The sequence below is a fragment of the Streptomyces sp. NPDC107550 genome, from assembly GCF_055639095.1.
On record NZ_JBVKBC010000005.1, the window covers coordinates 132,414 to 150,382 of the forward strand.

Consider the following 17,969-nt stretch of genomic DNA (forward strand, 5'->3'; position numbering starts at 1 on the left):
GTCCCTTTTAGTTTGCCTGCGGCAACCAACTGCTTCTATGGTTGCCCTAAGCAACAAACCAGGCCAGGAGGGTGCCATGGCCGCGCAGCGTCACTACGACGAACTGGCGCGACAGCTCAGCGCCATCGGCGCTGTGAAGAGGGACATGGCGCGCATCCTGCCCCACGACTGTCCGGCCGGTTCGGCCGCCGTACTCACGCTGCTCGACCGCTACGGCGAGATGCGGATGAGCCGGCTGGCCGAGCTGCTCGCCGTCGACATGTCCGTGACCAGCAGGCACGTCGCGCACGTGGCCGACCGCGGGTGGATCGAACGCCATCCCGACCCGGCCGACAAGCGGTCCCGCATCCTGCACCTCACCGACGAGGGCAGGAAGCAGCTCGCGGTACTGAACACGAGGACGACCGATCTGCTCGCCGACCGGCTGAGCGACTGGTCGGACGAGGAGGTCGGGCAGCTCATCGCGCTCATGACCCGGCTGCGTCAGAGCTTCGGCGACTGCCGGACGTCCGCTTCCCGCGTCCCGCCGCTGTCGCCCGCCGACTCCTCGGCGATCACCCCACAGACCACCCGTACACCCGCGTAAGACGTAAGAGAAGGAATCCCATGGCAACATCCACACCGACCGGTGTGCGGGGCAGCCATGCCAAGCACGGAGGCGCCGCCCCCGACTCCGGCGCTCCGATGACGCATCGCCAGATCATGGAGGCGCTGTCCGGGCTGCTGCTCGGCATGTTCGCCGCGATCATCTCGTCGACGATCGTCTCCAACGCCCTGCCGAAGATCATCGGCGACCTCGGCGGCGGTCAGTCCGCCTATACGTGGGTCGTCACCGCCTCGCTGCTCGCGATGACCGCCACCACGCCCCTGTGGGGCAAGATGGCCGACCTCGTCAGCAAGAAGGCGCTCGTCCAGATAGCCCTGATCGTCTACGTGGTCGGTTCGGTCGTCGCCGGGTTCGCGCAGAACCCGGGGATGCTGATCTCGGCCCGTGCCATCCAGGGCATCGGCGCCGGCGGTCTGTCCGCGCTCGCGCAGATCATCATGGCCGCGATGATCTCCCCCCGGGAGCGCGGCCGTTACTCCGGTTACCTCGGCGCCACCTTCGCCGTCGCCACCGTGGGCGGTCCGCTGCTCGGCGGTGTCATCACCGACACCTCGTGGCTCGGCTGGCGCTACTGCCTGTTCGTCGGTGTGCCGTTCGCGCTGATCGCGCTGTTCGTGCTGCAGAAGACGCTGCACCTGCCGCTGGTCAAGCGGAAGGTCAAGGTCGACTGGGCCGGCGCCTTCTTCATCACGGCCGCCGTCTGCCTGCTGCTGGTCTGGGTCACCTTCGCCGACGACAAGTACGACTGGCTGTCGTGGCAGACCTACACCATGGTCGGCGGCTCGATCGTGCTCGGCCTGATCTTCCTGCTCGTCGAGGCCAAGGCCAGCGAGCCGATCATCCCGCTGCGCCTGTTCAAGAACCGCACGATCACCCTCGCCTCCCTGGCCTCGCTGTTCGTCGGTGTCGCCATGTTCGCGGGCACCGTGTACTTCTCGCAGTACTTCCAGCTCGCCCGGGACAAGACGCCGACCATGTCCGGTGTCATGACGATCCCGATGATCGCCGGTCTGTTCGTCTCCTCCACGGTCTCCGGCCAGGTCATCACCCGGACCGGCAAGTGGAAGGCGTGGCTGGTCTCCGGCGGCGTGCTGCTGACCGCGGGCCTCGGCCTGCTCGGCACCATGCGCTACGACACCCCCTACTGGCGCCTGGCGATCTTCATGGCGCTGATGGGTCTCGGCGTCGGCATGATGATGCAGAACCTCGTGCTCTGCACCCAGAACCAGGTCGCCCCGCAGGACCTCGGCTCCGCCTCGTCCGTCGTGACGTTCTTCCGCTCCCTCGGTGGCGCGGTCGGCGTCTCGGCCCTCGGCTCCGTGATGTCCACCCGTATCCAGCACTACGCGAAGGACTCCATCGGGCAGCTCGACCCGCAGGCGCAAGCTGCCGCCGCGAAGGCGTCCGGCTCCGGGTCCATCCCGGACATGAACATGCTGCCGGCGCCGGTCCGCACCTGGCTGGAGAGCGCCTACGGGCACGGCATCGCCGACATCTTCCTGTACGTCGCGCCGATCGCCCTGCTGGCGTTCCTCGTGACGCTGTTCATCAAGGAGGTCCCGCTGCGTACGTCCGGTGCCCTGGAGCAGGCCGCGCAGAACGACACCGCGACCGCGACGCCCGCCGCCACCGCCGGTGCCCCGTCCGTCGCCGCCGATGAGCCCGTGCCGAGCCTGGTCGGCTCCGCGTCCGAGCCCGTCGGTGACACGCAGACCCAGCGCCTCGCCGCCCCGGCCACGGCCGCCCCGGCCCCGGCCGCCGGCACCACCGGCGGCGGCACCCCGGTCCGCGGCTTCGTGCGCGGCGCCGAGTCCGCGCCGGTGCCCCGCGCCGCCGTCACGCTGATCTCGCTCGGCGGCCGACAGCTCGGCCGCGCGGTCGCCCAGGGCGACGGCTCCTACGCCGTCGACGCCCCGGGCGCGGGTTCCTACGTCCTGATCGCCTCCGCCGACGGCTACCAGCCGCAGGCGTCCACGGTGGTCGTCGGCGAGGAGCCGGTCACGTACGACATCCTGCTCAGCGGGACCAGCGGGCTCAGCGGTGTCGTCAAGGCCGCGGAGACCAAGGAGCCGGTCTCCGGGGCCATGGTGATCGTGACCGACGTGCGCGGTGACGTGCTCGCCACCGGGGTCTCCGGTGACGAGGGCGAGTTCACCTTCGCCGAGCTGGTGCCCGGCCCGGTGACCATCGCCGTGAACGCGGCCGGTCACCGTCCGCTGGCGCTGCCCGTCGAGGTCGGCGGCACGGGTGTCACCCGCGTCGAGGTCGAGCTGAACGCCGGTTCGCAGGTGCAGGGCACCGTGCGCGCCGCGGGCAAGCCGCTGAACGACGCCCGCGTCACGCTGATCGACGCCGCGGGCAACGTGGTGGCGACCTCCACCACCGGTGACGACGGCGCGTACGCCTTCACCGACCTGGACGGCGGTGAGTACACGGTGATCGCCACGGGCTACCCGCCGGTCGCCACGCACCTGACCGTGCAGGGCAGTGGCTACGACGGCCACGACATCGAACTCGCCCACCCCGGCGAGTAGTCAGACCCCGGGCCGCCTGAAGGCTCGCGCGCGCTTCGAGCGGAGACGCGCGCGGGCCGGCCCGGATGTGGGAAATGGGCCCCGGACCCGGTGGCGTCGTTAACGGCAGGGGACGGCCGGGACGTCACGGGACCGGGGCCCTTTCGCGCGGGCGAGCCTCGATGCGCTCCCCCGCGTCAGCGAAACTTGAGCTAGGAGTTGTGAACGATGGGACTCAGTGCGCGGATCCGTACGCGGGACGGGTGGGCTCTGCCGCACGCCGTCGTCACGGTGACCGACATGACCGGTACGCAGGTGCTGCGCGCCGAGGCCGACGACGAGGGCGCCGTGCACGACGCGAGCACCCTGGCCCCCGGCCCGTACACCGTGATCGTGACCGCCGTGGGATACGCCCCGGCCGCCTCCACCGCGCTGGTCACGGCGACCGGGCGGGCCGAGGTGGGGACCGTGGTGCTGGCCCGGCAGGGCGGCGCCGAGCTGCCGCCGCCCGGGCCCTGGACCGTGGACCCGGCGCACTCCGCCGTCGCGGCGACCGCGCAGCACCTGGGGATCACGTCGGTGCACGGCCGCTTCACCGACTTCCGGGCCCGCGTGGACATCGCGCAGGACATCGAGAAGTCGCGGGTGGAGGCGGTCATCCAGGCGGCGTCCATCGACACCGGCAACGGGATGCGCGACGGGCATCTGAAGTCGCCCGACTTCCTGGACGTCGAGTCGTACCCGGAGATCACCTACCGCTCCACCGGCCTGTCCCCCGCGGGCCCCGACCGCTGGACCGTGCACGGCGAGCTGAGCCTGCACGGCGTGGTCCGCCAGGTCGACCTGGACCTCAGCTACCTGGGCACGGGCGCCGACCCGTGGGGCGGCACGCGCGCCGCGTTCAAGGCGACGGCGGAGCTGAAGCGCGAGGACTTCGCCATGAACTACAACCAGGTCGTGCAGGCCGGCATCGCCGCGATCGGCGCGACCCTGCGCGTGGAGCTGGACATCCAGGCCGTGCAGGGCGACGCCCTCCCGGCGGTCTGACCCGGCCCGCGCCCGGCGCTCACGGCGCGTACGGCGCGTACGGCCAAGGCCCCGCGGCCCCGCTTACCCGCGGGGGCGCGGGGCCGCGTCGTAGGGTCGGCGCATGGCACCGAACACCGCGACCAACACCCGTGTGGCGCTGGACGAGTTGCTGGACTTCGTCCGCCCCCGCCACCGCGCCCTGCTGATCACCGCCCGCGCCGACGGCTCCCCGCAGGCGTCGCCGCTGACCTGCGGGGTCGACGGCGAGGGCCGGATCGTCGTCTCCACGTACCCCGAGCGCGCCAAGACCCGCAACGCCAAGCGCGAGCCCGCCGTCAGCGTCGTCGTCCTCAGCGACGAGTGGAACGGGCCGTGGGTGCAGATCGACGGCACCGCCGAGGTCATCGACGCCCCCGACTCGATCGAGCCGCTCGTGGAGTACTTCCGGGTGATCTCGGGCGAGCATCCCGACTGGGACGAGTACCGCGAGGCGATGGCCAGGCAGGGCAAGTCGATCATCCGCGTCACCCCGCGCCGCTGGGGCCCGATCGCCACGGGCGGCTTCCCGGCCCGGCTGGCGGAGGAGCGGTAGGCGTACGGGGATTCAGGCGGCGGTCGTAGCGCGGTACGGGACTTCTCGCGCCCGCGCGGGGGCCTTCCCGTACGGGACTTCTCGCGCCCCGCGCGGAGGAGGTCAGGCCGCCGGTTCTCCCGCCCGTTCCTGGGCGACCAGCGCCTCGATGCCGGCGATCTGGAGGTCGAGGGCGACCTCGAAGTCCAGGTCGCGGATCTCCTCGACCGGCTCGTCGGAGCGGGTCTCCATCATCTTCTCGGCGGCCTTGAAGTCCTCGGCCATCTCCGGCGGCACCCGGAACGCGGCCATCGCCTCGTGGAAGTACTCGTCCTGCGTCATCCCCGCTTCGGCGCACCGCTGCCGGAAGTGGCCCTCGATGGTGCCGTATCCGTAGACGAACTGGAAGACGGAGGCGATGGCGCCGCGCTGGCGCACGAGCGAGAGGCCGGTGCGGCCGATGACGCGCTGCACGGCGCGGGAGAATCCCAGCGAGTTCGGCCCGATGTTCAGGTAGTTGCCGACCAGCGGCGAGATCCACGGGTGGCGCACGATCAACGCCCGGTACTGTGCCGCCAGTTCGCGCAGCTCCGGGCGCCAGTCGGCGGTGTCGGCGGCGGCCGGTTCGGGCACCGTCAGCTCGCCGAAGGCGTGGTCGAGGGCGAGTTCGAGCAGGTCGTCCTTGGTGGCGACGTACCAGTACACGGACATCGCGGTGACGCCCAGCTCGCCCGCGAGGCGCCGCATGGAGAACTTGGCGAGGCCCTCCGCGTCGAGCAGGCGCACGGTCGCCTCGGTGATCCGGCGGCGGTCGAGCCCGCTGGGCTGCTCGCCGCGCCTGCCGCGCGGCTCCTTGGCCGGCTGCCTCTCCAGCCAGACGCTGATCCGCGCTGCCTTCACCATGGCGCACCTTCCCAGGAGTTCGTCGTTCGGGGGCCGGACGGGCGGCACGGGGGACCCCTCGCGGAATCCGTCCGTCCGCCCGTACCCGATGCTATGCGGAGGCCGTGTCCCCGCCCCGCGCGGACGCCGCCCCCGCGGAGTCTGCCCGCTCCGCCCGCCGCAGCAACGCGGCGGCCAGCAGCCCGCCGAGCAGCACGGCCGCGGCGCCCGCCGCCTGGCTGGTCTCCAGGCCCGAGGCGAACGCGTCGGCGACGGCCGCCTTCTCGCTGTCGGTGCGGGCCGCGGCGAGCGCGGCCGGCAGCGAGGTCGCGGCGACGGGGACGAGCGCGGCGAACCGGGCGTTGAGGACGGCGCCGAGGACGGCGACCCCGAGGCCGTTGCCGAACTCGGCGAGCGTGCCGTTGACGCCCGCGCCCACGCCCGCCTTCTCCGGCGGGATCGCGCTCATGATGGCGTTGGCCATGGCCGGCATGGCGAGCGCGATGCCGACGCCCATCACGATCAGGCCGAGCAGCATGCCGCCGTACCCGTGCCGGCCGAGCAGCGCGATGGCGAGCAGGCCCGCCGCGAGTCCCGTCATGCCCACGGCGATGGTCACCGGGGTGCCGAGCTTCGCCACGACCCGCGCGCCGAGTCCGCCGAGGTTGAGGGCGACGACGGTCAGCGCGAGCGGCGCGGTGCGCAGGCCCGCCTCAAGGGGCCCGTAGCCGAGCACGAACTGGAGGTGCTGGGTGAGCAGGAACAGCGAGCCCGTCATGCCGAACGCCACTAGCACCGCGCCCGCGACCGCGCCGGTGAACTTCTGGTTCCGGAAGAAGTGCATGTCGAGCATGGGCTCCGGCACGCGCAGCTCCCACACCACGAACGCGGCGAGCACGACGAGCCCGACCAGCGCCGAGACGGCGACCGGGGCGGACGTCCAGCCGTCGCCGGGCCCGGAGATGATCGCGTAGACGACGCCCGTCATGCCGACGGTCGACAGGAGCGCGCCGAGCAGGTCGGGCCGCTCCCCGCGCGGGTTCTTCGACTCCGGTACGAGGGCGAGCACCGCGACCAGGCCGAGGACGGCGACCGGGATGTTGACGAGGAAGATCGCGCCCCACCAGAAGTGGTCGAGGAGCACCCCGCCGAGCAGCGGTCCGACGGCGAAGCCGAGCGAACTGACCGTCGCCCACAGGCCGATGGCCTTCACCCGCTCGGCCTCGTCGAAGACCTGCACGACGACGGCGAGCGTGGTCGTCATCAGCAGCGCCCCGCCGATGCCCATCCCGGCGCGCGCGGCGATCAGCTGCCCGGTGGACTGGGCGAGCCCGGCGGCCAGCGAGCCCACGCCGAACAGGGCGAGGCCCGCCGCGAGCAGTTTCTTGCGCCCGTAGCGGTCGGCCGAACTGCCCGCGGTGAGCAGCAGCCCGGACTGGACGAGCGAGTAGGCGCTGATCACCCACTGGATGTCGGAGGTGGAGGCGCCCAGATCCCGGGTCAGGGAGGGGATCGCCACGTTCAGGACGGTGTTGTCGAGCAGCACGGTCAACTGGGCGAGGCAGATGACCCCCAGGATGATCCAGCGCTGCGGGTGGGGCCCGGTGGCCCCGGGCTGCCCTGCGGTCTCGGCGGTCGTCGCCATGGTGCGGCCCCCTGGGTGTGGGTGTGTCGGCGTCCGGGTCGGTTGCGGGTGCGGCCGGCGCGCACGGGTACGCGGCCGCGCACTCCTTGTACGGTGCATGGCTCTCACGGCGTTATACACCGTAGAGCTTGTGTCGTACGCCGTACAAGGGCTTTTTCGGCATACCGTTCCGACCATGCCGATCAGAGCCCGCGCACTCACCCGACTGGCCCTGCCCGCCGCCCTCCTGACCCTCCCGCTTCCGCTGACCGCCGCGCCCGCCCACGCGGTCGGCAAGCCGCCGGTGCCGCTGCGCATCGCCACGTACAACATCCACGCCGGTGCCGGCATGGACAACGTCTTCGACCTCGACCGGCAGGCCGCCGCGCTGCGCGCCCTCGACGCCGACGTCATCGGGCTCCAGGAGGTGGACGTGCACTGGGGTGCGCGCAGCCGGGACCTCGACGTGGCGCGGGAGCTGGCGGATCGGCTCGGGATGCGGGTCGCGTTCGCGCCGATCTACAGCCTCGACCCGGTCGAACCGGGGGCGCCGCGCCGGGAGTTCGGCGTCGCGGTCCTCACCCGCGCGCCCATCAGGTCCGCCGTCAACCACGCCATCACGCGCCTGTCGACGCAGGTCCCGAACCCCGTCCCGGCACCCGGCCCCGGCTTCGGCGAGGTCACCCTCAAGGTGCGCGGCGTCCCGCTCCAGGTCTTCGTGACGCACCTGGACTACCGCGCCGACCCCTCCGTACGGGCCGCGCAGGTCGCCGACACCCGGCGCATCATGGCCGCCGAGGCCGCGGGAGGCGCCCGCCAGGTCCTCCTCGGGGACTTCAACGCGCCGCCGACCGCGCCCGAACTGGCCCCGCTCTGGCGCGAACTGCGTGACGCGGGCCCGGCGAACGGCGGCACGTACCCGGCGAACGCCCCGGCCTCGCGCATCGACTACGTGGCGGTCGGCGCGGGCGTGCGGGTGCGCGGCGCGGGCATCCCCGCCGAGCCGGCGGCCTCCGACCACCGCCCGGTCGTGGCCGACGTGGCGCTCACCCGCTGACGGCGCGCGCCGAACGCCTCAGGACACCCGAGGAGGGCGGCCGGTTTGATCAGCCAGCCGGCCTGTTGATGAGGTGGCCGGCCTCAGGACACCGTGGTGGCGGCCGGCTTGATGAGATAGCCGGCCCCCCGGCGGGTGTGGATCATCGGCTCGCGCCCGGCGTCGATCTTGCGGCGCAGGTACGAGATGTACAGCTCGACGACGTTGGCCTGGCCGCCGAAGTCGTAGGACCAGACGCGGTCGAGGATCTGCGCCTTGCTGAGCACGCGCCGCGGGTTGCGCATGAGGAAGCGCAGCAGCTCGAACTCGGTGGCGGTCAGATGGATGTGCGTACCATCGCGCGACACCTCGTGGCTGTCCTCGTCGAGCAGCAGATCACCGACCGCGAGCACGGACTCGCTGCGCCGGTCGGCGGCCCCGCTGCGCCGGATCAGCCCGCGCAGCCGCGCGACGACCTCCTCCATGCTGAACGGCTTGGTGACGTAGTCGTCGCCGCCCGCCGTCAGCCCCGCGATCCGGTCCTCGACGGCGTCCTTCGCCGTCAGGAACAGCACCGGCACGTCCGGCAGCTCCCGGCGCATCCGGCCCAGTACGCTCAGCCCGTCCATGTCCGGCAGCACCATGTCGAGCACGACCGCGTCGGGCCGGAACGCCCGCGCCTCGCGCACCGCGCCCGCGCCCTCGGTCGCGGACCTGATCTCCCAGCCCTCGTAGCGCAGGGCCATGGACAGCAACTCGGTGATGGACTGCTCGTCGTCCACGACGAGCACCCGGACGGGACTCCCGTCCGGCCTCAGCAGTTCGGTGCGCCCCTGGGGCGAGGTCGTGGTCATGCGGACACCCTGGGCGGCGGCTCTGAGAGCGGCCTTTCGGCAACCTGTGAAAACCCTGAGAAAACGCTCGGGGCCACCAGTGCTCTGGGGCGCCCGGTGCCCTCAGGGCCCCCGATCACCCGTCGGCGCCCTCAGAGCCCGAACAGCCGCGCGCCGTTGTCATGGCACACGGCCCGCACCCAGGCGCTGCCGAGCCCGAGCCCTTCGATCACCTCCAGCTGATGCGCGTACGGGTAGGGGATGTTGGGGAAGTCGCTGCCGAGCAGCACCCGGTCGCCGAGGTCGAGGAGCCGGGCCCGCTCGCCGCGCGGGAAGGGCATCGCCCGCTCCACGAAGTCGGTGAACGCCATCGTCGTGTCGAGCGTCACCTTCGGATACCGCTCGGCCAGATCGAGGAACTCCGTGTACTCCGGCATCCCCATGTGCGCGACGACCAGCGGCAGCCGGGGGTGCCGGGCGAGGACGCGGGCCATCGGCTCGGGCCCGGTGTGCTTGCCGGGCGCCGGCCCCGAACCGCAGTGCGTCACGACCGGCACGCCCGCCTCAGCGAGCACCCCCCACACCCCGTCGAGCAGCGGGTCCGCCGGGTCGTACGCCCCCACCTGCACATGCGCCTTGAAGACGCGGGCGCCGCTCTCGACGGCCCGGCGCACATACGCGGGCGCGTCCGGCTCCGGGAAGAACGTGGCCGTGTGCAGACAGTCGGGCGTGCGGGCCGCGAACTCGGCCGCCCATCCGTTCAGCCACTCGGCCATGCCGGCCTTGTGCGGGTAGAGCATCGCCGTGAACGCCCGTACGCCGAAGCCGCGCAGCCGCGCCAGCCGCGCCGCCTCCTCCTCCCGGTACGTGATCGGCCACTCCAGGCCGGTCAGCGGGCCCGCGGAGTCGAAGTACGCCCACACCTTGCGCAGCACCCGCTCGGGCATGAAGTGGGTGTGCACGTCGACGAATCCGTCCCCGAGCCCGTGCCGCTCCCGGAACCGGGCGATCCGCTCGGCCTCCCCCGGCACGGGCTCGGCCGGCACGGGTTCTCCGGCCGCGCCCTCACACACGGCCGTCCGCCGCCTTCTCGTAGCCGTGGCTGCGCTCGACCTTGGCGACGTGCACGGTGTACCGCTCGTACCAGGCGTCCCGGCCGCGCCGCTGCGCCGCCCGGTGCTCGCCGACGGACCGCCACCGCTCGATGGCCTCCACGTCACGGAAGTAGGAGACGGTGATGCCGAGCCCGCCGGGCGTCCGCGCGGCCTCGTGCCCGAGGTACCCGGGGATCTCCTTGACCTGCTCGTCGAGCCGGTCCGATGTCTCCCCGTACCCCTCGTCGTCGCCGGTGCGCACGGACGTGAACACGACGACGTAGTACGGCACTTCATAGGCGGGCAACGGCCGCAGGGCACTCTCGGATCGCTCAGACATGCCCTTACGGTCACGCCCCCGGCGCCCGCTGTCCACCGGATCGGAACAACCTGATCAGAACGCCCCGGCCAGAACAGGGTGATCGACGATCTGATCAGAACGGCCTGATCAGAACAACCCGTCCTGCGCACGCGGCACCTCCCGCACCTCGACGTCCGAGCCGCGCACGCCCTCGGGCGCCCGGCGCAGCGGCCACCCGGACAGCAGCCGCGTGTCCACGACGAGCCGCCGCCCGCCCGCCTCGACCAGATGCAGATCGGGCCCGGCGGCGGCCACCACGGTCCCGGCGACGACCGCGCCCTCGGCGACGGAGGCGACCACCGCGTCCACCCGGTCGATCGCGGCGAGCCCGAACACCCCGGCGTGCGACACGACTTCGCACGGCAGCCGCTCCAGCGACTCCGGCCACCCGGCGAGCCCCGCGGCCACCGCGTGCGCCCGCTCCAGCTCGCCCCGCCCGGCCCCGGCTCCGCCCACCCGGTCCCGCACCGCGCGCTTCTTCTCGTACGGGATCCGGTCGGGCACCCCGAGCGCGCCCCGCAGCAGCTCCTCCGCGCGCCGCGCCGCCATCAACGGGCCGCGCCCCAGCCACGTGTACGCCACGGCTCCCTGCTCCAGCAGCCGGTCGCCGCCCCGGCGCACCCCGGTGATCCCCACTTTCACCAGGCCGTCCCCGAACCACGCCAGGTACACGTGGTACGGCCGCGGATCATCGGCGACGGTGTCGGCCGCGACGGAGTGCGCCCGGTCGAGCCCCGCGCACTCCGCGCACTGCGCCCGAGTCCCCCGTACGGGCACGGCGTCCCGCCCCGCGCACGGCACCCAGCGCCCGCCGCGCCACACCCCGAGACACCGCCGCGCCCCGCTCACCTCAAGCCCCACCCCCTCCCCGAACCGCACCAAGCTCTCCCGCTCCCGCCCACTCTCATCAACCCACGCCACGCCAACCCCGCCCCTCCCCCACCGAACCCCCACGCACCACCACGCCATACCCCCACTCTCCCCCACCCCACTGACAACGCCCCCAAAACGGGGACTTGCGCCCCAGACACCCGCGATGGAGCGTGAGGAACAGCCACAGAGCCCGGCTCCCAGGGGGACGCATGCAATGGTCGACGCTCGCAGCGACGACGGTCGGCGAACCCGCCCCGGCGGACGTCGGCAGGGGGCATGTCTCGATCGCCCGGCACGGGGTCTACGCGGCACAAGTACAACTCGAACTGTTAGCTCCGCCGGGGCTCGTGGCGAAGGCCGGCCGCGCAACCCTCGCCGCGCTCGACTTCCACGACGCAGTGGCGGCAGGTCACCCCGAGACATCCAGGGAGTACGTGCAGGCGTGGCGAGCGGTCCAGCAGGCTCGAACGGCACTGATCGACGAGATGCGAAAGACCTTGCGGGGCTCGGGATGAGCCGCAGGCAAAACGTAAGAGGCCCCGGGTCTCTCCGGGGCCTCTTACCAGTGTGCACTCGGCAGGATTCGAACCTGCAACCTTCTGATCCGTAGTCAGATGCTCTATCCGTTAAGCTACGAGTGCTTGTTTTTTCTTTTGTTGTTGTCTTCGGTTCCGGCCTTTCGGCCTGTCCCGGCGACAGGAAGAACATTACATGACTGCCGCCGTCATGTGAAATCCGTTGGGCGCACCCGTTGTGACCTGCGGAAACGTGCCTTCGGCGGTCACCCGCCACCCCGGCCGGACGGCCGTACGCGTGTGCGACGGAGGCCGCGCAGGGGGCGGAAACGACTCAGGGAGCCTCGTCCGTGGACGGGCTCCCTGAGTGGTGCGCGGAGGCGGAGGGATTTGAACCCTCGATGGGGGGTAAACCCCAAACCGCATTAGCAGTGCGGCGCCATAGACCGGACTAGGCGACGCCTCCAGCACAACCGTCCTTCACGCTCACGCGAGCGCGAGACGGTGCGTGCAGATGATGACACAGCGGAGCGCCGCGCCACCAATCGCCCCCCACGGTACTAGGCGTGCCGCCCCGAGAGCAAAGCAATACGCGGGCGCAACGCACGGGCCCGCGCGGCGTTAGACAGGGCATGTCCTTCCTTCGCCGTCTGCTGCTGACCACCGTCACCTCCGCCTCCTGCGTCGCCGGCCTCGCCGCGCTGCCCGCCGCCGCGCACGCCGACACCGGCCCGTACCTGACGCCCCCGGCCCCCTTCACCTCCCTGGATCTCGGCAAGGCCACCGGCCCCGTCGACCCCACCGACGCCGTCGGCCCCACCGCCCCCGCCCGTCTCACCGTCACCGTCGCCGACGCGGGCCGCGCGGACGGCACGTACGAGCTGCGCTGCGCGCCCGCCGGCGGGACGCACCCGGACCCGCGCGGGGCGTGCGCGCGCCTGGAGGAGCTGGGGGAGCAGGGGCAGGACCCGTTCGCGCCGGTGCCGAGGGATGCGAACTGCACGATGCAGTACGGCGGTGACGCCACCGCGCACGTCGCCGGAACCTGGCAGGGCCGGCCCGTCGACGCGACGTTCAAGAAGACGGACGGCTGCCAGATCGCACGGTGGCACGCGCTGGAGCCGGTGCTGCCCGCGACCGGCGCGTGACCGAGCGTCCCGCGGTCACACCGCCGTGACCTGGCCCTCCCCGGATCCCCACATCCTCTTCGCGGGCTCCCTCACATCCGGGGCCGCGCGCGCGAGCGCTGCCCGTAGACTCCCTGTCGTGACACGTTGCGCGCCGCGGGGCAAGATGGCCTGCGCGGTCGGCACGTCGCGGTAAAGCGGTACATCAGGGAGGAAGCGTCGTCGTGAGCAGCAGGCCATCCCGAGGCGCTGCTCGCCTCGCAGCCATACTCGATGCCCTTCCCGACGCGTTGGTGCTGGTCAACACCAACGGGACCGTCGTCAACGCCAACTCCATCGCCCTGGAGGCGTTCGAGGCCCCGGGCACCGCGCTCGTCGGGCGGGGGCTGCTCGACCTGCTGCCCGACTTCGACTCGCGGCTGATCCCCGGCTCGATGCGGCGCCCCGACACGGCCACCGACGAGCGCGGCCGCACCAAGCCGACGCGGATGATGGCCCGCCGCACGGACGGCGGCGAGTTCCCCGTCGAGGTCACCTCGGCGAACCTCGTCGACAGCGCGCGCGACGCCGTCGACCCGTACGCCTCCAGCGCGGGCCCGGGCAGCTACAGCGGCTCCGAGCTGCTGATGCTCGTCGTACGCGACCTCTCCGGAACGCTCGACACCGAGGCCGAGCTGGCCCGTTCGCAGCGCCAGACGGAGATGATCCTGCGGGCCGCCGCCGAGGGCGTCGTCGGCACCGACACCGACGGCCGGATCGTCCTGGTCAACCCGGCCGCCGCCCAGATCCTCGGCTTCCGCGCCAGCGACCTCGGCGGCCAGGAACTGCACCCGCTGGTGCTGCACTCGCGCGCGGACGGCGACCCCTTCCCGTACGAGGAATCGCCCCTGGCCGACACGCTGCGCTCGGGGCGCAAGCACCGGGTGCGCGGGCAGGTGCTGTGGGACCGCAAGGGCGAGCGGGTGCCCGTCGACATGACGACGGCCCCCGTGCGCGACGGGGATCAACTGGTCGGCGCGGTGATGACGTTCACCGACCGCCGCCCCTACGACAAGCTCGTCGCCGACCACGCCGCCGAACTGGAGCGGCGCGACGCCGCCGAGGCCGAGGAGCGCGAGCGGCACGCCGCCGAGCTCGAACGGCTGCGCGCCGAGCACGCCGACGAGCTGACCGCCGTACGCGAGCGCCTGACCGGCGAGCTGGAGGCCGCGCGCGAGCAGCACACCGAGGAGCTGTCGGCCGAGCGCGAGCGCGGCGCCTCCTTCGCGGAGCGCGAGAAGGACCGGTACGAGGCGCTGGCCGCCCGGCACTCGCAGTTGCTGGCGGTGCTCGGGCAGTCGCTGCGCGGGCCGCTGGAGGAACTGCGCCGCGAGCTGGGCCAGCTCGCCGCCGACGACGCCGGACAGCTCTGGCCGGAAGCCAACCAGGTGCTGCACCACCTGTCGGCCGGCTACTCCCGGATGACGACCCTCGTCGACAACGTCCTCGCCTACCAGTCGCTCGACGCCGGCCTGGACTCCGGCGGCGAGCAGCTCGCCCGTACGAAGGTGATGCTGGACGCCGTCGTCGCCGCCGGTGTCGAGGGCGCCATCGAGCTGATCGGGCCGGGCCGGGTCCAGTTCGCCGTGCACGCGCCGCCGATCGAGGCCGAGGTGGACGCGGGCCGGCTGGCGACCGCGCTGGCCCATCTGATCGCGGACGTCGCCGGCATCGACGCCACGGGCAACGCGCGCGTGCCCGCGAGCGCCGGGTACGCCGACTCGACCGTCGTCGTCGCGGCCGCGCTGCGCGGCGAGAGCGTACGGATCGAGGTGCGCGGCCCGTACACGGGCGGCGACCCGGTCCACGAGCCGATCGTGCGGGGCATCGTGCGGGCGCACGGCGGTGTCCTCCAGACGCACGAGGTGCCGGGCATGGGCGGCAGCGCGTACGTCCTCGACGTACCGATCGGCGAGGGCGCGGGCGCCGTCGCGGCACCGCCCGGCACCGGCCTGGAGATCGCCTCCGCCTACGCGCAGGAGCAGGGCCACGCGCAGGAGCAGGGCCACGGGAACGGGTACGGGGATCTGCGGCCGGCCGCTGCCCAGGGCGCGCCGGGACTCTCCCCGACGCAGGCCGGCGACACGGCGTCCGGCGGGCGGCGGCGCCGCGCCCGGCGGGCCGAGGGTCCGTCCGTGGACGCGTTCCTGGAGAGCGGGCACGCGGCGGCGCCGAGCGGCGGCACGGGTCGCCGCCGCGGGCGGCGCGCGGCCGACGAGGCCGCCGCGAACCCGGCCGTCCCCGACGCTGCGAACGACCCCGCCCCGCAGGAGGCCGCTGCCGGGCACGCCTCCGGGGGCACCGGCCGGCGCCGGGCGCGGCCCGCGCAGGGCGCGTCGGCGTCCGAGGGCGCGGTCATGACGGCGGCGGAACACGCGGCCGGTTCACCTGCGTTGGGTGACACCGTGCCGCCGCAAGGCGTTCCCGCGCCCGCCGGTACGGGACGTCGGGCGCGGCACGCCGAGGGCGGCGGCCAGGCGGCGCTGCCCGCGCTGCCGTCGGGCGCCGGCGCGGCCGTGGACCCCGGATCGGTCGGGGGTTCCGTGGCTGTCGTCGACTCCGTCGCGCGCGGCGCGGGGCTCGGCGTCGTGGCGGCTACGGAGGCGCCGTCGTCGCCGCTCCCGCAGGCCGAACCGGCTGGTCAGCAGGGTCCCGCCGGGGTCTCGGGGCAGCCTCAGCCGTCCGGGCGGCGGGCCCGCAGGGCGCTGGGTACGGCGGCGCAGGCGCAGGCACCGGCCGAGGGTCAGCAGCAGGCGGGGGGCGCGGGGGCCCGGGAGGCGTTCGCGCTGCCGCCGGCCGCGGCGGACCAGGCCGTTCAGACGGGCCAGGCCGTACCAGCGGGCCAGGCGGGCCTTCCGGGGTACGCCGAACCGGCGCAAGGCATCGCGGCGCAGGTCCAGGCGGGCCGGCCGCAGGCGGTTCCGGTGGGCGAGATCGCCGGGCTCGCGGGGGCGTCGTCGGCGCCGGGCGGCGCTCAGGCGGGCGGCACGGCCGGGGGCCAGGCGGGGGTTCCGGCCGCAGGCCAGGCGGGTGTTCCGGTGAGCGGTACGCAGCCGCAGCCGCAGCCCGCCCAGGCTCCCGAGGGCGCTGCAAACACCCCGGGCACTCAGGCCGCCCAGGGCGTACAGCCGCAGGTCACCGCCCCGGGCGCCCCCGGCGACGTACAAGCCGCGCAGCCGAACGCGCCGCAGCACCCCGGTGCGCCCCAGCGCCCCGGCTCACCCCAGCACGCCGCCTCGCCGCACGACGCGGACGACCACACGCCGATGCCGCCGCACCCGGCGCAGCACACCCCCGCCCAGGGCATGCCCGCGCAGGGCGGTCAGCCACAGGGCGCCGAGGCCCAGGGTCCGACCACGCAGGCCGGCCCCGCCCCGCTCCCCCCGGAGAACGGGGTCGCCCCGCGCCCCGCCCAGCCCCTCGCCCAGCCGCTCCCCGCCGAGTCGGCCCAGGCGCAGGCACAGGCGCAGGCACAGGCGCAGGCACAGCGGCCCCCGGCGCAACAGGCCCCGCAGCAGCCGCAGCACGCCTCGCAACAGGCCGGCCGCCAGGCACCCCCGCAGGCCCCGGCGGCGCCCGGCACCCCGCTGGACCCGAATTCGACGCAGGGCCGCGCCTTCAGCGTGCGCACGCTCGGGCAGGGCGTGCCGTTCGGTCGGCAGGTCGCTGACCAGCAGCGGATGCCCGGCGCTCCGCAGGGTGGCGCGCAGCCGATGCCGCCGCACACGCCCGCGCAGGGCGTGCCGAGGCCGCCCGAGGGGCAGACGCTGGGCGGTTCGGGCGCGGGCGCGCTCGGCGGTTCCGGGCGGCGCCGCAAGCTGTCGACGCGGCCCGAGCAGGCGGAGCCGACCGGCGCGGGCACCCCGCCGCAGGGGACGGCCGCGCCGACGCCGCCGCAGGGGACCGGCGCCCGGCCGCACCCCCAGCAGGCCGCGCAGCCGCAGCCACCGTTGCCGCCGCAGCAGCCGTTGCTGGCGTCGAACTCGTCGGAGGGCGCCGGCCGCGCCTACGCCATAGGCGCCCCCGATCAGAACGCCGCCGAGGGCCCCGAACCGCTCGACGGTCCCGGCGGCGCCGTGGAGGTCGCCAACCGGCCGCAGCCGCAGCCCATGGACGACGAGCTGCCTCCGGAGCCGCTGGACAACCCGCGCCGCCTCCTCGTGTGGCCCGCGCCGGACGTGACGACGCAGCAGGCGCTGAGCGAGCGCGGCTACCGCCCGGTGACCGTGCACTCCCGTGAAGAGGTCGACGCGCAGATCGCGGCGTTCCCCGCCGCGCTGTTCGTGGACCCGCTCACCGGCCCGATCACGCGCACCGCGCTCCAGTCGCTGCGCCAGGCCGCCGTCGCCGCCGAGGTCCCGGTCCTGGTGACGGCCGGTCTCGGACAGGCGACGCGCGAGGCCGCGTACGGGGCCGATCCCGCCGTACTCCTGAAGGCGCTCGCCCCGCGCGACAGCGAGCAGCACCCGCCGCGCGTCCTGCTGATCGAGGAGCACGAGGAGATCGCCCTCGCGCTGACGGCCGCGCTGGAGCGGCGCGGGATGCAGGTGGCGCGGGCCTCCAGCGACGCCGACGCGGTGACGCTGGCCGCGCAGATGCGGCCGAACCTCGTCGTCATGGACCTGCTCCAGGTACGCAGGCGCCGCGCGGGCATCATCGACTGGCTGCGCGCCAACGGGCAGTTGAACCGTACGCCGCTCGTCGTCTACACCGCCGCCGTCGAGCACGCGGACCTGCCGAGGCTCGCGGCGGGGGAGACGGTCCTGTTCCTCGCGGAGCGGTCGACGAGCGCCGAGGTGCAGACGCGGATCGTGGACCTGCTGGCGAAGATCGGCACGAACTGACAGCCGTCGAGGCGTAAGAAC

The 17,969-nt window shown here is 73.7% G+C and carries 14 protein-coding genes and 2 tRNA genes; 8 read left to right on the plus strand and 8 right to left on the minus strand.

The genetic code is table 11. The features are described 5' to 3' along the window. Positions 1–76 precede the first annotated feature (76 nt). The 4 genes from ACZ7LY_RS09645 to ACZ7LY_RS09660 all read left to right on the plus strand — a co-directional run bounded on the left by ACZ7LY_RS09645 (position 77) and on the right by ACZ7LY_RS09660 (position 4,741). Entirely contained in the window at positions 77–586 is a 510-nt protein-coding gene (locus tag ACZ7LY_RS09645) for a MarR family winged helix-turn-helix transcriptional regulator (protein WP_471623966.1), read from the plus strand. A gap of 98 nt (positions 587–684) precedes the next feature. Continuing rightward, on the plus strand, positions 685–3,141 hold the full coding sequence (locus ACZ7LY_RS09650) for an MFS transporter (RefSeq protein WP_471624161.1): 2,457 nt from the start codon (positions 685–687) through the stop codon (positions 3,139–3,141). Between the two features lie 207 nt (positions 3,142–3,348). Then, positions 3,349–4,167: a YceI family protein gene (locus tag ACZ7LY_RS09655; RefSeq protein ID WP_471623967.1), complete on the plus strand. Its 819-nt coding sequence runs from the start codon at positions 3,349–3,351 to the stop codon at positions 4,165–4,167. A 103-nt stretch (positions 4,168–4,270) separates the two neighbouring features. After that, positions 4,271–4,741 carry a PPOX class F420-dependent oxidoreductase gene (locus tag ACZ7LY_RS09660; RefSeq protein ID WP_471623968.1) on the plus strand — a complete coding sequence of 157 codons (471 nt, stop codon included), beginning with the start codon at positions 4,271–4,273 and terminating at the stop codon, positions 4,739–4,741. A gap of 102 nt (positions 4,742–4,843) precedes the next feature. Here ACZ7LY_RS09660 and ACZ7LY_RS09665 read toward each other — a convergent pair whose 3' ends face one another. After that, positions 4,844–5,623, minus strand: a complete 780-nt coding sequence (locus ACZ7LY_RS09665; protein WP_471623969.1) for a TetR/AcrR family transcriptional regulator — start codon at positions 5,621–5,623, stop codon at positions 4,844–4,846. Between the two features lie 91 nt (positions 5,624–5,714). After that, positions 5,715–7,247, minus strand: a complete 1,533-nt coding sequence (locus ACZ7LY_RS09670) for a DHA2 family efflux MFS transporter permease subunit (protein WP_471623970.1) — start codon at positions 7,245–7,247, stop codon at positions 5,715–5,717. A 175-nt stretch (positions 7,248–7,422) separates the two neighbouring features. Between ACZ7LY_RS09670 and ACZ7LY_RS09675 the strand changes: the two genes are divergently transcribed. Continuing rightward, complete coding sequence (locus ACZ7LY_RS09675; RefSeq protein WP_471623971.1) at positions 7,423–8,283, plus strand: endonuclease/exonuclease/phosphatase family protein; 861 nt, start codon at positions 7,423–7,425, stop codon at positions 8,281–8,283. Between the two features lie 83 nt (positions 8,284–8,366). Here the strand turns inward: ACZ7LY_RS09675 and ACZ7LY_RS09680 are convergent, their stop codons facing one another. The 4 genes from ACZ7LY_RS09680 to ACZ7LY_RS09695 all read right to left on the minus strand — a co-directional run bounded on the left by ACZ7LY_RS09680 (position 8,367) and on the right by ACZ7LY_RS09695 (position 11,429). Further along, entirely contained in the window at positions 8,367–9,116 is a 750-nt protein-coding gene (locus ACZ7LY_RS09680) for a response regulator transcription factor (RefSeq protein WP_471623972.1), read from the minus strand. 131 nt (positions 9,117–9,247) lie between these two features. Next, positions 9,248–10,141: an amidohydrolase family protein gene (locus ACZ7LY_RS09685; RefSeq protein WP_471623973.1), complete on the minus strand. Its 894-nt coding sequence runs from the start codon at positions 10,139–10,141 to the stop codon at positions 9,248–9,250. 19 nt (positions 10,142–10,160) lie between these two features. Beyond that, entirely contained in the window at positions 10,161–10,529 is a 369-nt protein-coding gene (locus tag ACZ7LY_RS09690) for an antibiotic biosynthesis monooxygenase family protein (protein ID WP_471623974.1), read from the minus strand. Positions 10,530–10,637: 108 nt separating this feature from the next. Continuing rightward, positions 10,638–11,429, minus strand: coding sequence for a DUF2797 domain-containing protein (locus ACZ7LY_RS09695; protein ID WP_471623975.1), 792 nt, complete (start codon positions 11,427–11,429; stop codon positions 10,638–10,640). A 203-nt stretch (positions 11,430–11,632) separates the two neighbouring features. Here ACZ7LY_RS09695 and ACZ7LY_RS09700 point away from each other — a divergent pair, with 203 nt between their 5' ends. Further along, a complete protein-coding gene (locus ACZ7LY_RS09700; RefSeq protein ID WP_471623976.1) occupies positions 11,633–11,938 on the plus strand; it encodes a hypothetical protein in 306 nt (101 codons plus the stop codon). A gap of 53 nt (positions 11,939–11,991) precedes the next feature. Here the strand turns inward: ACZ7LY_RS09700 and ACZ7LY_RS09705 are convergent. After that, positions 11,992–12,064, minus strand: a tRNA-Arg gene (locus ACZ7LY_RS09705). Positions 12,065–12,313: 249 nt separating this feature from the next. After that, positions 12,314–12,404 (minus strand) — tRNA-Ser (locus ACZ7LY_RS09710). A gap of 166 nt (positions 12,405–12,570) precedes the next feature. On the opposite strand from ACZ7LY_RS09710, the gene ACZ7LY_RS09715 reads away from it, so the two are divergent. Together ACZ7LY_RS09715 and ACZ7LY_RS09720 are read left to right on the plus strand one after the other, a co-directional pair. Continuing rightward, complete coding sequence (locus ACZ7LY_RS09715) at positions 12,571–13,086, plus strand: SSI family serine proteinase inhibitor (RefSeq protein WP_471623977.1); 516 nt, start codon at positions 12,571–12,573, stop codon at positions 13,084–13,086. 203 nt (positions 13,087–13,289) lie between these two features. Beyond that, the gene (locus ACZ7LY_RS09720; RefSeq protein WP_471623978.1) at positions 13,290–17,948 is read left to right on the plus strand and encodes a PAS domain-containing protein; all 4,659 of its coding nucleotides are present in this window, start codon (positions 13,290–13,292) and stop codon (positions 17,946–17,948) included. Positions 17,949–17,969 lie beyond the last annotated feature (21 nt).

Bases quoted from the DNA above. Each gene is read 5' to 3' on its own strand.
- ACZ7LY_RS09670 (WP_471623970.1), bottom strand. From the start codon at position 7,247: ATGGCGACGACCGCCGAGACCGCAGGGCAGCCCGGGGCCACCGGGCCC.
- ACZ7LY_RS09660 (WP_471623968.1), top strand. From the start codon at position 4,271: ATGGCACCGAACACCGCGACCAACACCCGTGTGGCGCTGGACGAGTTG.
- ACZ7LY_RS09715 (WP_471623977.1), top strand. From the start codon at position 12,571: ATGTCCTTCCTTCGCCGTCTGCTGCTGACCACCGTCACCTCCGCCTCC.
- ACZ7LY_RS09675 (WP_471623971.1), top strand. From the start codon at position 7,423: ATGCCGATCAGAGCCCGCGCACTCACCCGACTGGCCCTGCCCGCCGCC.
- ACZ7LY_RS09690 (WP_471623974.1), bottom strand. From the start codon at position 10,529: ATGTCTGAGCGATCCGAGAGTGCCCTGCGGCCGTTGCCCGCCTATGAA.
- ACZ7LY_RS09680 (WP_471623972.1), bottom strand. From the start codon at position 9,116: ATGACCACGACCTCGCCCCAGGGGCGCACCGAACTGCTGAGGCCGGAC.
- ACZ7LY_RS09700 (WP_471623976.1), top strand. From the start codon at position 11,633: ATGCAATGGTCGACGCTCGCAGCGACGACGGTCGGCGAACCCGCCCCG.
- ACZ7LY_RS09645 (WP_471623966.1), top strand. From the start codon at position 77: ATGGCCGCGCAGCGTCACTACGACGAACTGGCGCGACAGCTCAGCGCC.
- ACZ7LY_RS09665 (WP_471623969.1), bottom strand. From the start codon at position 5,623: ATGGTGAAGGCAGCGCGGATCAGCGTCTGGCTGGAGAGGCAGCCGGCC.
- ACZ7LY_RS09650 (WP_471624161.1), top strand. From the start codon at position 685: ATGACGCATCGCCAGATCATGGAGGCGCTGTCCGGGCTGCTGCTCGGC.
- ACZ7LY_RS09655 (WP_471623967.1), top strand. From the start codon at position 3,349: ATGGGACTCAGTGCGCGGATCCGTACGCGGGACGGGTGGGCTCTGCCG.